The organism is Pedobacter sp. AC379, from assembly GCF_979258145.1.
This window is the reverse complement of the sequence record NZ_OZ409839.1, coordinates 2,368,706-2,381,584: the sequence shown is the minus strand read 5'-3', so window position 1 is coordinate 2,381,584 and position 12,879 is coordinate 2,368,706. Positions and strand designations below refer to the sequence as shown.

Sequence of the window (12,879 nt, the reverse complement as noted above, 5' to 3'; positions counted from 1 at the left end):
TGAGCTAATGTTAAACAGATTGATGATTTAATTTGGAATTATAAATCAGAAATTTCCTCTTCACAGGCTTCTGATTTTGCAATGTACTTGCGCAAAATAGTGTAAAGCTCCTCAATATCAAATGGTTTGCGGATATAATCATCAAAACCATGTTTATCATAATCTAAATGGATATTTGAATTGCAACTTAAGGCAAGCACGGGTAGGCATGGATATTTTTCCTTGATAAGCGCACATATCTCCGCTGCTTTTTTTCCGTCGAGCCGATAATCCAACACCACAACATGTGGGCGGTAATCGGCTATCTTATCCATAAAGTCAGGCTCAAGCCCTAACGATCCCATTACGGAAAATCCTCCCATCTCTAATGCGAGAATGAGTACGTCCATTATAGATTGTTCGGTTTCCTGTATAAGCACTTTGCCCATAGCGTATTCACAATTAGATCGCAAAGATATACAATTCGACCGATGTTCCATCCGTCAACGTAGATGTCGAATCTTAAAATCGGAATAATCAATTTACGTTAACACTGTATTTTGCAAATAAAGGCGTTTAATACAGATAAAACAAAAGAATGAATATAAGATAGCGATACATTTTACCTTAAATGGAATTTTTCTAAATTATAATTCTTCTAAAATTTAAAGCATTTCAAATCTGTGGGTTTTAATTGAACCTTTATTAAATGGCTGATAATTCTTGTTCGGTGAAAAATCAACCTAAAACAACTTAAGTTTATAGATAAAAGTTATGAAGCAAATATCAGAATCAACACCCGAATAATCGAAATTGTTGAAGAAATCCTGCCGGAAAAATTAACAAATCAAAATGTTGATGAAGAACCTGAAAATAAACCCTTGCAAAAAACCGATGCAGTGGAACGTAAATGTGGATGAATTACATTTGAGCTTCTCCCAATAGTGGCATTATTTAAAAATTTCTTGCCCTTTCACAAAATAACTCATCCTTCCACCTATTTTCTCTGTAAAAATTTCTTCTCCCTTTTCTGTTTTCTTTAGCTTGGCACTGTGCACCTGCATAAAATCACGCAATTCGCCTCTAAGTTCATCCCCATTTTCTTCAGCAATCTGCTTAATGGCTTTTTTGAGCACTAAACCAATACTTTGAAATAATTTTTTACCCTGTTTTTCCGGGATCATTTTAGCGATGGATAAAGGAGAAATGCCGGCATGATAAAGGATTTCATCTCCATAAGAATTACCGATTCCACGGATAACATGCTGATCCATTAGTAATGTTTTAATTACGGTTTTCTTTTTGGCGAGCAAATTCAAAAAATAATCCTGCTCCATATCCAATGCATCCGGAACGGTTACCTGTTCAGGATTTAATGTTGGTGTAGCCTGCTTTTGAAGATCAACAAGGGCAAATGCATCTCCTCCTTCGAAATGGAAACCCAAAACCTGGAATCTTGGCGGCTCATCCTGATCAATCAACTCCAACGCTCCACGTAACATCAGGTGCAACCCCAAAACTTGCGACCCGGAGAAAAACAGCTGAAGCGTTTTCCCCGAGCGTTCTAACTTAAGCAACTCCCTGCCTTCAAGGCTTTTTTTAAGTTCTTTTGGTGTTACATTAAGTTTTTTGGCAACGCTTACTTCAAGCGTTTCAAGCACCTTACCTTTAAATCTTTTAGTTAGGGTTTGGGCAAATACAGTTAAATCTGGTAACTCAGCCATAATTATACCGATAAAAATCTTTTAATTTCAGCTATAGAATTTCCGCGAAGTAAAACCGTTGCTTTCAGCTCATCTTTACTAATTTGAAACTGCTCAGACCAATATTCGAGTGATTTTGGGTCGCTCACATCGACCGTTCCAACATCAGTTCCAAAAGTTTCAGGCTCAAGCGTATCTCCATCAGATTCTATCTCATGCAGAAGGTTTTCCTCTGGCTGATCTGCATTAATTTTATATTCGGCACTACCCAGCGGATTATTTTCATTTATCCTCATATTAATATTTCCTAACTGTATCCTGTGGATCTACCCTGGGCTGGGCAGCTGCCGAATCTGCAGGACTTTTCTTTGCAGTATCGGCATAATCTTTCTGATATGGGCCTTTTGCTCTTTCAGAAGGGCTTGTACAAGCTGTTAATACTGATGCTACAAAAGCAGCAGCGATAAAAATTGTGTGTACCGTTCTCATATTTTTTCTATTTTACGTAATCAATTTTTGTTATTTTTTTTATCTGCTGTTCCCTTTTAAAATGCTCACGGGCACGTTTCAATCCCGTTGCAATTGCAATACCCTCCTCAAGGCCTTCAGCTAAAAGTGCATTGGCAATTTCTACAGCTTTTTCCCTTAATGGTTCAGGCTGGTTTTTGTATGAGGGCGGATAATCTCCGTTAAACCATGGCATATCGCATTACTTAATTGGTAACTATAAAACAAGGTCTGGAAGAACAATGTTTTAGAAACGTTAAAAGCGACGATAGAAACAAAAGTGAAATAAAATCTTAACACTGAAACAGCGGTAGCAAATCAGGTTACATCATTCCCTCCCATTAAAATTTAATACATTGCTCGCGTAAATTGCAACCTCATCATCCTTATCTGCGGTAGCCAATCGATTATAAAGCTGGTTTTCCCAATCCAATACGGCATCAAAAGGAGAAGTTCCTTTTCCCAAAATACCCTTTTCTCTGTCTGGCCCTAAAAGACAGCTATAATAACCTCCATCCAAAAACACGCAAGGCTTGAGCTTTTGGGCAGCAGGGGTAATTGGCCAGTCTTCGAAATCTAAAATAATTTCTTTTTTAGGGCTAATATTCATCTGTTCCATAGGCACTGTAGCTTTCTTTAATAACATTTATACAATAAAGCTGGTTTTGAAAAACGTGCAGCAACTTAATTTCAAGGATTAAAAGGCGAACAATTTTATTAATAGAACTACACAGATTAACACCAATTAGCACAATTACGGAGGCCAAGATCCTAAATCTCTGAAAATAAGCTATCTATTCCCGATTAAAACTTTTATTCGTCGAACTGGTTTGGTCTTTAGCACCAGTATGTAATTTATGTTTAATTGCAGGGATATTAATTGGCAACCTTAAGCTATCATTTTATAGATTTGTACATGAATCCGCAAAGTAGCAACTCACATCAGGATGGCTCGAAGGCAAGCCCTAATGCCCACAATCAGGATAATGCGCTTATTTCAGATCAGCCTTCATCTACCTTATTGCTCAATGAAATTCCTCAACAGGTTTGGACAGCAAATACTGTCGGAGAGATCAATTATGTAAATGATACTGCTTGTATGGATTTTGGTCAAACCAGGGAAACGATTTTGGCATATGGCTGGACCGCATTTGTACATAAAGATGATTTGGCGGCAAGTATTGACCGATGGAAAGCATCATTAGAAAGTGGCCAGGAATATACCGCTGAGCTCCGTTTGCTTTTTTCGGATGGTAATTATTACTGGCACCTTGCAATTGCCAGGTTAGTTAGCCAAGGAAACAAATCAGCTATCTGGATAGGAACCAATACAAATATCCATATCATAAAAACCAGTGAAGCCAGAAAAGATGAGTTTATTTCTATAGCCAGCCACGAACTTAAAACACCACTTACAACCAGTAAAGGCTTTCATCAACTGCTTTTAAGAATGGTTGAGGAGGGAAAAATCAAAACCTATCTTGAGCGTTCGGCCGGACAACTTAACCGCCTGGAAAAGCTGATTGCCGATTTATTGGATGTAAGCAAAATCAATGCTGGAAAAATGATTTTCGATTCAAAAATTTTCGATTTTTCTGCAATGCTAATGAATGTTGTTGCAGAAATGCAGCAAATCTATCCATCGCATAAATTATTACTCACAGCGGAAGATAATATCAGCTTTACAGGAGATCAGTTTAGGCTGGAGCAGGTTGTTCATAATTTTATTTCAAATGCTGTAAAATACTCGCCAGATGCCAACAAGGTTGAAATCAGCGTTAAAGTTATTGATGAAAATATTATTGTTTCGGTAAAAGATTATGGTATTGGAATAAAATCGAACCACCTACAGCAGTTATTTGAGCGCTACTACAGGGCCGATAATTCCTCGACACGTTTTGATGGCCTTGGCCTTGGACTTTACATTTCAGCTGACATTATAAAACGGCATGGTGGAGGTTTTTGGATAGAGAGTTCGTTTGGAGAAGGGTCGGTATTTTCTTTCAAATTACCGTTAATTAAAAGCATTTCGATAGCGCCTGATATACGCACCAAAAGCTATTACAAAGATAAACACCTGATTATAAACTGCCCGATAGGAAGCGATATTATGTTTGTAGAATGGACGGGATACCAGGATATTATTACTGTTAAACGTGGTGGGAGCCTGATGATAGATTATTTAAAGGAAAACAAGCGGAGTAAGGTTTTTAATGACAACCGTTTGGTTCCAGGAACCTGGTCTGAAGCATCAGATTGGGCGGCCACTACCTGGTTGCCTTTAATGGAACTGGCAGGACTTAAATATTTTGCATGGATATTGTCTGAAAGCGCATTCAGCCAGTTATCTGCAAAAAAGAGTGTGGAAAATGATGAAAAACATGCTGAAATTTTATTTCTTACACAAGCAGAAGAAGGTTTGAAATGGCTGGACGAAAAACCATCTAACAGATAATAATATCTTCGCAAGATTGAGATCAATTTTGAACTTTAAGAGTTAGAAGATTATTTTAGAGATGATTGCGATTTCTTCCCTTGTTAAATACTTATACCAATTTAAATGATTAACGAAGATTTTGCATGTAAAATTTTAAGAGCGAGTAGAATTAGGCTACGCCAATTAATAGATAAAACTAATCATGAAATATTATTTAAAATTCCAGAGGGATTTAATAACAATATAATATGGCAAATAGGTCATTGTATTACATCACAACAGAGACACATGTATATGCGTAGCGGATTACCAATGCATATAACTAAAGAATTTATGGAATCTTTCAAGATTGGATCATCTCCCAATTCCTGGAAAATTAACCCCGATGTTAATCAGGTTAAACAACTACTTATTGAAACAGTCGACCTTCTTGAATCAGATCTTAAATCCAGAAAATTTGTCAATTACCAGCCTTTTGAGTTACCTATAGGATTTCACGTAAAAAATCATCTTCAAGCACTACAAGCGGCCATCTATCACGAAGCAGAGCACAGTGGCGTAATTTTTACATATTTGAAGCTATTAGCTAAGGATTAATTATATCAACGAACACGCAAATTGTTAACTTGATCCAAAGTTTCAAGATTAGTTTTTGCTAAGAAATAATCCATGAACAGAATTTTATACATCATAATATTCTGTTCCATTCGATAAAAAATGAATAAAAAACAAAAATCCCCCTCTAAGTGATTTAGAGAGGGATTAGTACCCGGAGCCGGAGTCGAACCGGCACGGTTTCCCACAGGTGTTTGAGACCAGCGCGTCTACCAATTCCGCCATCCGGGCATTCTTGTTGGACGGGGTTGCAAATGTAGATAACGAAACCCTAATTCACAAAATTATTTTTAATTAATTTTAACTCACTGAAGCACAATTATTTTGGTCGCTCATCTTTCAATTTGCGGTCTACCACAAAGGGCATAAACGGCAAAAGTGATGCTAAAAAGATCAAAACGGCTTTACCAAACTTCCATTTTTGCTCGTGCCAGGCTAAAATTAAAGTAGCTGCATACAACACAAATAATAATCCATGTGCCCAACCGGTATACTTTACATATAAATGCAAATTTGCAAAATATTTTAAAGGCATGGCTACAAATAACAAGAGCAAATAGGATATACCTTCTGCTACGGCTACTTTACGAAAAATAGAAAGGGAGCTATTCATTGATCTGATTGTTTTTCCGAAAGTAAAATAAAGCCACTGCTTAACAAAAACTAAAAAATGATTTTACAATTGAGTGTTTTAAAGAAGTTGAAGGTAGAAGTATAAGGGCTTAATCTTAAGACCTTTGCTACCTGACTTTACAGCCTAATGTTTTCGTCCATTTCCATCCGAAATCTTCCATCCACTCCTATTTCACCAGTCGCTCTCTAATCCTATCAATGTATTTTTGGCGGTAAAAATTATCTTTTATTGAAGGTAACAATGCATCAGATGCTTCAGGGTTGCTATCGAACTGATTGATAAGATCATTTAATTCCTTTGCCAAATCTTCTTCTATTGATGCAACATCTCTTTTTACCTGCTCAAGCTTTTCTGCATCCGGCTCAAATTCCAAATCCATTAAAACTTCATTTACATCCATCATTTCCATCAAAAAAGATTGGGGAAGTTGGTAAGCCTCATCAGTTTCTACAACTCCCTTTAGTTCAAGCACGTATTTTAAGCACTTTTTAGCATTACTTAATGTTTGGTAGGCCTTGTTGTTCAAAGTGGACAGATCGAGTACTTCCTGCTGCTTCTCTTCACTTTCATTGGCATAAAAATCGGGATGAAACTGTTTGCTCAAAGCATAAAACTTTGATTTTACAGCATTTTGGTCTGGTTTGAACTGTATAGGAAGATCGTAAAATTCGAAATAATTAGGTTGTTGTACTGCTTCGCTCATGATACTTATTAAATTAAAAAGCCGCAGATGTTCAGATGGGAAGATTCCAATCTGTGCATCTGCGGCAATTATATCAATTTGATTTTACTTACCGAAAGATTTTAAAATATCATTACCAAAAGCAAACACCATTAAACAAATCAGGATTACAAAACCAACGATTTGGGCCTTTTCCAACACTTTTTCGCTTACAGGCTTACGTTGTACCATTTCAATTAAAAGAAACACCACATGGCCCCCATCAAGCCCGGGTATAGGCAATAAATTCATAAATGCCAATGCCATAGAAATTAATCCTGTTAGCGTCCAAAATTTAACCCAATCAAAAGTACTTCCATATACTTTGGCAATTCCAATCGGACTGCTGATATTACGGGCACTTAATTTCCCGGTAATCATTTTACCAATACCTTTTGCGTTATCTAAAAAAGTACTCCATGCCATATTTGCACCAACCGGGAGCGATTCGATAAAACCGAAATCCACGTGTGCAGTTTCGGGCATTTTTAAATTAGGGCCAATTCCAATTGTGCCATCTTTGCCTACTTTAAGATCGAATGTAATCGCTTTGCCTTTGCGCAACGCATTAATGGTAATTGGTTTTAATTTATTTGTAGAAACTTCTTCTTTAAATTGATCGAAAAAGGTAATCTGTTTGCCGTTAACCGATAAAATACTATCGCCGGGTTTAATGCCCGCAGCATAGGCCGGGTAAACTGGCTTTTCAAATTTCCGTCCAAATAGTTTATCAAAGAACGAAGGTTTATCTGCTTTCTCATCCGGTGCACTCACTTTATCTACACTTTCCATCCGATAACGCGGAGAAATAAAATTCTCCTTATCGTTTTTAGAAATCTTATTTAAAATGGTATCCGGAACGGAAATATAAAGTGTTTGGTTACCTCTTAAAATGGTTAACTGCGCGCCATCAAATAAAACTTTACTTGATATCGCATCCTCAAAACGGATCAGTTTATTGCCATTAATGGCTAGAATTTTATCTCCGTTTTTTAAACCAATTTCTTTACCGATTGCACCAACAGAAATACCATCATTTAATTTACTGTTAACCGTATAATTTTGTCCGATATTAAAAGTCAGCATCCAAAAGATAAAAATACCAACTATTACGTTTACGATAATACCACCAAGCATCACAATTAAGCGTTGCCAGGCCGGTTTTGAGCGGAATTCCCATGGTTGCGCAGGTTGAGCCATTTGCTCTGTATCCATACTTTCATCAATCATTCCGGCAATTTTCACATAACCACCAAGTGGTAACCATCCCACACCATATTCAACATCACCTTTTTTGAAACTGAAAAGTTTGAAACCCCAGGCATCAAAAAATAAATAAAACTTTTCTACTTTAATACCAAATGCCCTGGCTGCCAAGAAATGCCCTAATTCGTGTAATATTACCAATAAAGACAATCCGAGCAGCAGCTGCCCCGCCATAATCAATCCATTCATATTTTCTTATAAAATTTTTATGTTAGATGTTAAACTATATTTTTTGTTACTAATTCGCCGGCTAAGATACGGCTATGTTTGTCAGTTTCTAAATAATCCCTCAATTGTGGTTTTTCCACGAAACTGATTTCAGCCATACACTGTTCAATAACTTCACTCATCTGCAGAAAACCGATCTTATCATTCAAAAATGCCGCTACAACAATTTCATTCGCCGCGTTTAAAATACAAGGCATGTTCCCCCTTTTCGTAAAGAAGTAAATGCAAGTTCTAAATTCCTAAAGGTTTCCATGTCGGCTTTTTGAAAGCTAAAATTTGGGTAATCTAAGAAGTTAAAACGCTTAAAATCGTTTTTTAGCCTATCGGGATAATTTAAAGCATATTGAATGGGCAGTTTCATATCCGGAACACCTAGTTGTGCTTTCATCGAACCATCGGTAAACTGCACAATAGAATGGATAATGGATTGTGGATGAACAATTACATCAATCTGATCTACATCAAGATCAAACAGCCATTTCGCCTCAATTACCTCTAAACCCTTGTTCATTAAAGAAGCAGAATCGATCGTGATTTTTGCTCCCATTACCCAGTTGGGATGTTTTAACGCCTGCTCTTTTTTTACGGTTGATAAAAAATCTTTGCTTTTACCTAAAAATGGGCCTCCCGAAGCGGTAAGATAGATTTTTTCGATTTCATTCTGCGTTTCGCCAACCAAACACTGAAATATTGCCGAGTGTTCAGAATCTACAGGTAAAATTTTAACCTGATGCTCAACGGCCAGTTTCGTTATCAATTCTCCGGCTACCACTAAAGTTTCTTTGTTGGCAAGCGCAATATCTTTCCCTGCTTTTATAGCGGTAATGGTTGGCTCTAGCCCTACTGATCCCATTAAAGCAGTTAATACCACATCGCTTTCCTGATAGGCAGCAACTTCGGATAAAGCAGCTTCGCCAGCCAAAACTTTGGTATTTAGCGCAGATAAGGCATTTTTTACTTCAATATATTTGCTTTCATCACAGATTACCACAACATCGGGTTTAAATTCCAATGCCTGTTTTATCAGTAATTCCGAATTTTTTAGCGCAGATAATACCGTTACTTTAAAAACTGTAGGGTGGTCTCTAACAACTTCAAGTGCTTGCGTACCTATGCTGCCTGTAGAACCGAGTATTGTTATTCTTTTCAAATTCTTTTAATATCATGGTGCTTAAGTTTAATTAAGCATTTTATCTAATTTTTTGTTGTCCGCTTGCCCCTATCCTTCTCGCTGTACTTCGTCATTGCGAAGCTGAACTTGAGCGCGCTGAAGCTATCTGATTTGTTTAATAAGATCGCCAACCCTCATTGCCATGGTTCGTGTTTCCTACAAATCATTTTTCTCATTTCGTTTCGTGAAGATACGAATCGAGTAAGATTAACTAAACAATATACTTCTCCAACCCGTCTGCCAGTTTCCGATCATTACTTAAACGCGGCACTTTATTTTGTCCGCCTAGTTTCCCCTCACTTTTCATGTAATTTACAAAAGCATCTTTTTGCAAAGTACGTATAATCAATGGCTGTAGGATGTTTCCTTCAATCAGGTCAAAGTAATAAATATTTTTCTTTTGCAAAGCCTCATCAACTTTTTTGCTAAACGCAAGCATATCTTTTGGTGCAGACGAAAACTCTACAAACCACTCATGATAAGGCAGTTGCCCAGATGCTGGATTAACCTGAGGCGCAACTGTAAATTCTGTAATTTCTACCTGCTCTTGGTTTGCAACACTCAAAATTGCCTGCTCAACCTCCTCGCCAATTACATGTTCGCCAAAGGCAGAAATAAAGTGTTTTATCCGGCCAGTTACTACAATTTTATAAGGATTTTTCGATACAAACTTCACTGTATCGCCAATGCTGTAGCCCCATAAACCTGCATTGGTATTTAAAATCAATGCATAATTGATATCAAATTCTACTTCTCCAAGCGATAATCTTGTCGGGTTATCATTATAATATTCATCGGCAGGCACAAACTCATAAAAAATACCTGCATCAGCCAACAAGAGTAAGCCTTTATCTCTCTGCGAATCCTGATAAGCAATAAATCCTTCAGAAGCTGGATAAGTTTCTATCGCATTTATCTTTTTGCCGATACTTTGCTCAATTTTAGCACGGTAAGGCTCAAAATTTACCCCGCCATATATAAAAAGACTAAAATTCTTAAATATTTCGCCTATTTTCTTTCCACCGGATTTTTCTGAAAGTTTATCAAAATACATTTGTACCCAGGGTGGAATCCCCGAAATCAAGGTCATATTTTCATTGAGGGTTTCCTCCACAATGGCATCAACTTTTTGTTCCCAATCTTCAATTGTATTGGTTTCGTAAGAAGGTAATCGGTTTTTTTGCAGGTAAGCGGGTACGTGGTGGGCTACAATTCCTGATAAACGGCCTACATTAATTCCATTTTTTACAGTTAAAACCGGGCTTCCTTGTAAGAAAATCATTTTTCCGTTTACAAAATCGGCTTTGCCAGTTTCATGAATATAGGTTAGGATGGCATTACGGGCAGCTTTGATGTGCTCGGGCATCGATTCTTTTGAAAGCGGGATATACTTTACACCAGATGTGGTGCCTGATGTTTTTGCAAAATAAAGTGGTTTCCCTTTCCAAAGTACATCCGGTTCTCCTGCCACCACACGATCTACGTAAGGCTTTAGTCCTTCATAATCCCGAACAGGAACATGTTTTTTAAAATCATCATAGGTTTTAATATCGGAAAAATGATGATCTTTCCCAAACGCTGTATGTCTGGCCTCCTCAATAAGCTTTTTCAGGATCTTATTTTGAGCATTAACGGCATTATGCTTCCATTTGTTAATCTGCCAAACTGCAAATGCCGCAAAGGGCTTACTTAATGCTGCTTTAAGCCCCCACCCCGCTGAAGGGGACTTTTCCTTTCTATGGTTCTGTTCTTTTTCCATAAATTTCTAATCTGATTTTCACCCCCTTCAGGGTTTAGGGGGTTAAACGATATTATGCAAAATATCCGGATGCTCATCGCCTTTATACTCACCCGAAATTTTACGGTATGCAACCGTTAAAGCTACACTGGAAAGCGGAACAATGATAAATGAACTTAAAATATTTACAATGAAAGCAACAAGCGGCCATTGCAGGTAGTTTAGCAATAGATAAATTAAATATCCTCCACCTAAAACAACCAATAACAATAAAATTTTAGTGAAATTTCCTTTTGTAGTAGCTAAACTCAATTTAATCGAATCAAATGGTGTTGCACCTTTATCGATGATAAAAAACGGGAAAAATGAAATTCTTAACCAGGTAATAAAAATAGCTATGATACCAACCGAAATAGCCACATTTTTTACAATAGCAACATTAATTCCTGTATAAATAAATGGGAAAGCGACGAGTATAACCACCAGGTAAACACCAAGGATGCAACCTACAAAATAAAGAGTGGCTACTAAAAATCTAATAATTTGTTGCCTCGTTGGAAGTGTATCTACAATTTTTACATCGTTTTCTTCATCATCCATTAAATGGAAAATATATTTAAACAGCGAAAGGTTGATGGTAAAATAAAGCAATACAAAAATAATTACCATGATAACGCTCAGCGCTTTGCTTACGTCCTTTATAAAAAAGGCCATTAAACTTGATGCACTTGCCGTAATAAACATTAAAAAACATAGCGTAGCAATCGAGAAATAGTGTTTCTTGGTAATGCTCCATGCCTTTTGCATTACATCATTAACGGCGAACGTACTTTCTTTTAGATAATTGATCATTGTTGTTTAAATACCACTCGTTTAAATAAATCCTGTATAAATCCTAAACCATAAGCGGTTAATTGGATAAATGAAGATATAATGCTCAAAAATGCAACTTTTAAAGATTTATTTACAGACCATGAATGAAAAAATATCAACATAAAGTAAATCAATAAGAAGAAGTTACAAACATATGCCAGCGGTGGATAAATAAAATTACACAAAATAGTGAAACCAAAGCCTAAAGTAAATAATGCTGGAAAAAAGTGTACAAGCTTTAATTCTTTTGGAAAATGTTTATAAATATTAATTCTTGCCCTTCCAAAAAAGTGTAATTGCTTATAAAACTGGCTAAAACTTGTTCTGCGTTTATGATAAACCTTTGCCTCTGGAATTAGGCCGATTTTAAATCCGTTTTCATGAATCCGGATGCTGTACTCAATATCCTCACCCAATCGGGTTAATATAAAACCACCTACCTTTTCCCAAGCCTGGCGGGATATACCCATGTTAAAACTACGGGGGTGAAATTGCCCTACATGCTGCTTGTTACCGCGGATACCACCAGTGGTGAAAGGTGATGTCATGGCGTAACTGATTGCTTTTTGCACAGGAGTAAAACTGTCATGCGCAGCATCCGGGCCACCATAAGCATCTAAATGATGCTCGTATAAATAATTTTTAACCGTTTCGAGGTAATTTGAAGGGATTAAACAATCCGAATCGAAAATTACAAAGTAATCACCTGTAGCCCGTTCAAAACCAAAATTACGTGCGAAACCTTGTCCGGCGTTTTCCTTAAAATAATATTTAATATCCAGTTTATCAGCATAAGAGGCTACTATTGCCTTCGCATCGTTTTTGGAACCATCTTCAATAACCAGCACTTCAAACTGCAAATAAGTTTGTTTAGTTAAGGTATTTAATAACTCGTCTATTTCTTGTGGACGATTATAAAGGGGAATAATGATGGAGAAAAACATGTCTTTAAGCTGAAAGCTAAAAGACTAAAGACCAAAGCGCTTTATGCTTTAAGCTTTAGTCTT

At 36.9% G+C, this 12,879-nt stretch carries 14 protein-coding genes, 1 tRNA gene and 1 pseudogene; 2 read left to right on the top strand and 14 right to left on the bottom strand.

The features are described from left to right. Positions 1-38: 38 nt before the first annotated feature. From ACZZZW_RS10665 to ACZZZW_RS10640, 6 genes are all read right to left on the bottom strand, one after another. The gene (locus ACZZZW_RS10665) at positions 39-428 is read right to left on the bottom strand and encodes a response regulator (protein ID WP_463493241.1); all 390 of its coding nucleotides are present in this window, start codon (positions 426-428) and stop codon (positions 39-41) included. A 501-nt stretch (positions 429-929) separates the two neighbouring features. Next, positions 930-1,703 carry a DNA-formamidopyrimidine glycosylase family protein gene (locus ACZZZW_RS10660; protein WP_463493239.1) on the bottom strand — a complete coding sequence of 258 codons (774 nt, stop codon included), beginning with the start codon at positions 1,701-1,703 and terminating at the stop codon, positions 930-932. Positions 1,704-1,705: 2 nt separating this feature from the next. Further along, complete coding sequence (locus ACZZZW_RS10655) at positions 1,706-1,978, bottom strand: DUF3606 domain-containing protein (RefSeq protein WP_463493237.1); 273 nt, start codon at positions 1,976-1,978, stop codon at positions 1,706-1,708. A gap of 1 nt (position 1,979) precedes the next feature. Further along, positions 1,980-2,171, bottom strand: coding sequence for a hypothetical protein (locus ACZZZW_RS10650; protein ID WP_463493235.1), 192 nt, complete (start codon positions 2,169-2,171; stop codon positions 1,980-1,982). A 7-nt stretch (positions 2,172-2,178) separates the two neighbouring features. Next, complete coding sequence (locus ACZZZW_RS10645) at positions 2,179-2,385, bottom strand: DUF2188 domain-containing protein (RefSeq protein WP_463493233.1); 207 nt, start codon at positions 2,383-2,385, stop codon at positions 2,179-2,181. 132 nt (positions 2,386-2,517) lie between these two features. Next, positions 2,518-2,835: a hypothetical protein gene (locus ACZZZW_RS10640; protein WP_463493231.1), complete on the bottom strand. Its 318-nt coding sequence runs from the start codon at positions 2,833-2,835 to the stop codon at positions 2,518-2,520. A 270-nt stretch (positions 2,836-3,105) separates the two neighbouring features. On the opposite strand from ACZZZW_RS10640, the gene ACZZZW_RS10635 reads away from it, so the two are divergent. Then, positions 3,106-4,644 (top strand): sensor histidine kinase, encoded by a 1,539-nt coding sequence (locus ACZZZW_RS10635; protein ID WP_463493229.1) that lies wholly within the window; start codon positions 3,106-3,108, stop codon positions 4,642-4,644. A 105-nt stretch (positions 4,645-4,749) separates the two neighbouring features. After that, entirely contained in the window at positions 4,750-5,223 is a 474-nt protein-coding gene (locus tag ACZZZW_RS10630; RefSeq protein ID WP_463493227.1) for a DinB family protein, read from the top strand. Between the two features lie 169 nt (positions 5,224-5,392). On the opposite strand, the gene ACZZZW_RS10625 is transcribed toward ACZZZW_RS10630, so the two are convergent. From ACZZZW_RS10625 to ACZZZW_RS10590, 8 genes and pseudogenes are all read right to left on the bottom strand, one after another. Next, a tRNA-Leu gene (locus ACZZZW_RS10625) sits at positions 5,393-5,472 on the bottom strand. Positions 5,473-5,560: 88 nt separating this feature from the next. After that, the gene (locus tag ACZZZW_RS10620) at positions 5,561-5,854 is read right to left on the bottom strand and encodes a DUF3817 domain-containing protein (RefSeq protein WP_463493225.1); all 294 of its coding nucleotides are present in this window, start codon (positions 5,852-5,854) and stop codon (positions 5,561-5,563) included. 187 nt (positions 5,855-6,041) lie between these two features. Beyond that, positions 6,042-6,578: a Fe-S protein assembly co-chaperone HscB gene (hscB, locus tag ACZZZW_RS10615; protein WP_463493223.1), complete on the bottom strand. Its 537-nt coding sequence runs from the start codon at positions 6,576-6,578 to the stop codon at positions 6,042-6,044. 84 nt (positions 6,579-6,662) lie between these two features. After that, on the bottom strand, positions 6,663-8,051 hold the full coding sequence (locus tag ACZZZW_RS10610) for a site-2 protease family protein (protein WP_055914471.1): 1,389 nt from the start codon (positions 8,049-8,051) through the stop codon (positions 6,663-6,665). Positions 8,052-8,080: 29 nt separating this feature from the next. After that, positions 8,081-9,240, bottom strand: a pseudogene (locus tag ACZZZW_RS10605) (1-deoxy-D-xylulose-5-phosphate reductoisomerase). A gap of 232 nt (positions 9,241-9,472) precedes the next feature. Continuing rightward, on the bottom strand, positions 9,473-11,020 hold the full coding sequence (locus tag ACZZZW_RS10600) for a GH3 auxin-responsive promoter family protein (RefSeq protein ID WP_463493220.1): 1,548 nt from the start codon (positions 11,018-11,020) through the stop codon (positions 9,473-9,475). A gap of 42 nt (positions 11,021-11,062) precedes the next feature. Then, positions 11,063-11,851, bottom strand: a complete 789-nt coding sequence (locus tag ACZZZW_RS10595) for a hypothetical protein (RefSeq protein ID WP_055914480.1) — start codon at positions 11,849-11,851, stop codon at positions 11,063-11,065. Then, positions 11,848-12,816, bottom strand: a complete 969-nt coding sequence (locus tag ACZZZW_RS10590; protein WP_463493218.1) for a glycosyltransferase family 2 protein — start codon at positions 12,814-12,816, stop codon at positions 11,848-11,850. The genes ACZZZW_RS10595 and ACZZZW_RS10590 overlap by 4 nt, the downstream gene beginning before the upstream one ends. Between the last annotated feature and the right edge of the window lie 63 nt (positions 12,817-12,879).

Bases quoted from the DNA above. Each gene is read 5' to 3' on its own strand.
- ACZZZW_RS10650 (WP_463493235.1), bottom strand. From the start codon at position 2,171: ATGAGAACGGTACACACAATTTTTATCGCTGCTGCTTTTGTAGCATCA.
- ACZZZW_RS10660 (WP_463493239.1), bottom strand. From the start codon at position 1,703: ATGGCTGAGTTACCAGATTTAACTGTATTTGCCCAAACCCTAACTAAA.
- ACZZZW_RS10620 (WP_463493225.1), bottom strand. From the start codon at position 5,854: ATGAATAGCTCCCTTTCTATTTTTCGTAAAGTAGCCGTAGCAGAAGGT.
- ACZZZW_RS10630 (WP_463493227.1), top strand. From the start codon at position 4,750: ATGATTAACGAAGATTTTGCATGTAAAATTTTAAGAGCGAGTAGAATT.
- ACZZZW_RS10600 (WP_463493220.1), bottom strand. From the start codon at position 11,020: ATGGAAAAAGAACAGAACCATAGAAAGGAAAAGTCCCCTTCAGCGGGG.
- ACZZZW_RS10645 (WP_463493233.1), bottom strand. From the start codon at position 2,385: ATGCCATGGTTTAACGGAGATTATCCGCCCTCATACAAAAACCAGCCT.
- ACZZZW_RS10590 (WP_463493218.1), bottom strand. From the start codon at position 12,816: ATGTTTTTCTCCATCATTATTCCCCTTTATAATCGTCCACAAGAAATA.
- ACZZZW_RS10655 (WP_463493237.1), bottom strand. From the start codon at position 1,978: ATGAGGATAAATGAAAATAATCCGCTGGGTAGTGCCGAATATAAAATT.
- ACZZZW_RS10635 (WP_463493229.1), top strand. From the start codon at position 3,106: ATGAATCCGCAAAGTAGCAACTCACATCAGGATGGCTCGAAGGCAAGC.
- ACZZZW_RS10665 (WP_463493241.1), bottom strand. From the start codon at position 428: ATGGGCAAAGTGCTTATACAGGAAACCGAACAATCTATAATGGACGTA.
- ACZZZW_RS10640 (WP_463493231.1), bottom strand. From the start codon at position 2,835: ATGTTATTAAAGAAAGCTACAGTGCCTATGGAACAGATGAATATTAGC.
- ACZZZW_RS10595 (WP_055914480.1), bottom strand. From the start codon at position 11,851: ATGATCAATTATCTAAAAGAAAGTACGTTCGCCGTTAATGATGTAATG.
- ACZZZW_RS10610 (WP_055914471.1), bottom strand. From the start codon at position 8,051: ATGAATGGATTGATTATGGCGGGGCAGCTGCTGCTCGGATTGTCTTTA.
- hscB (WP_463493223.1), bottom strand. From the start codon at position 6,578: ATGAGCGAAGCAGTACAACAACCTAATTATTTCGAATTTTACGATCTT.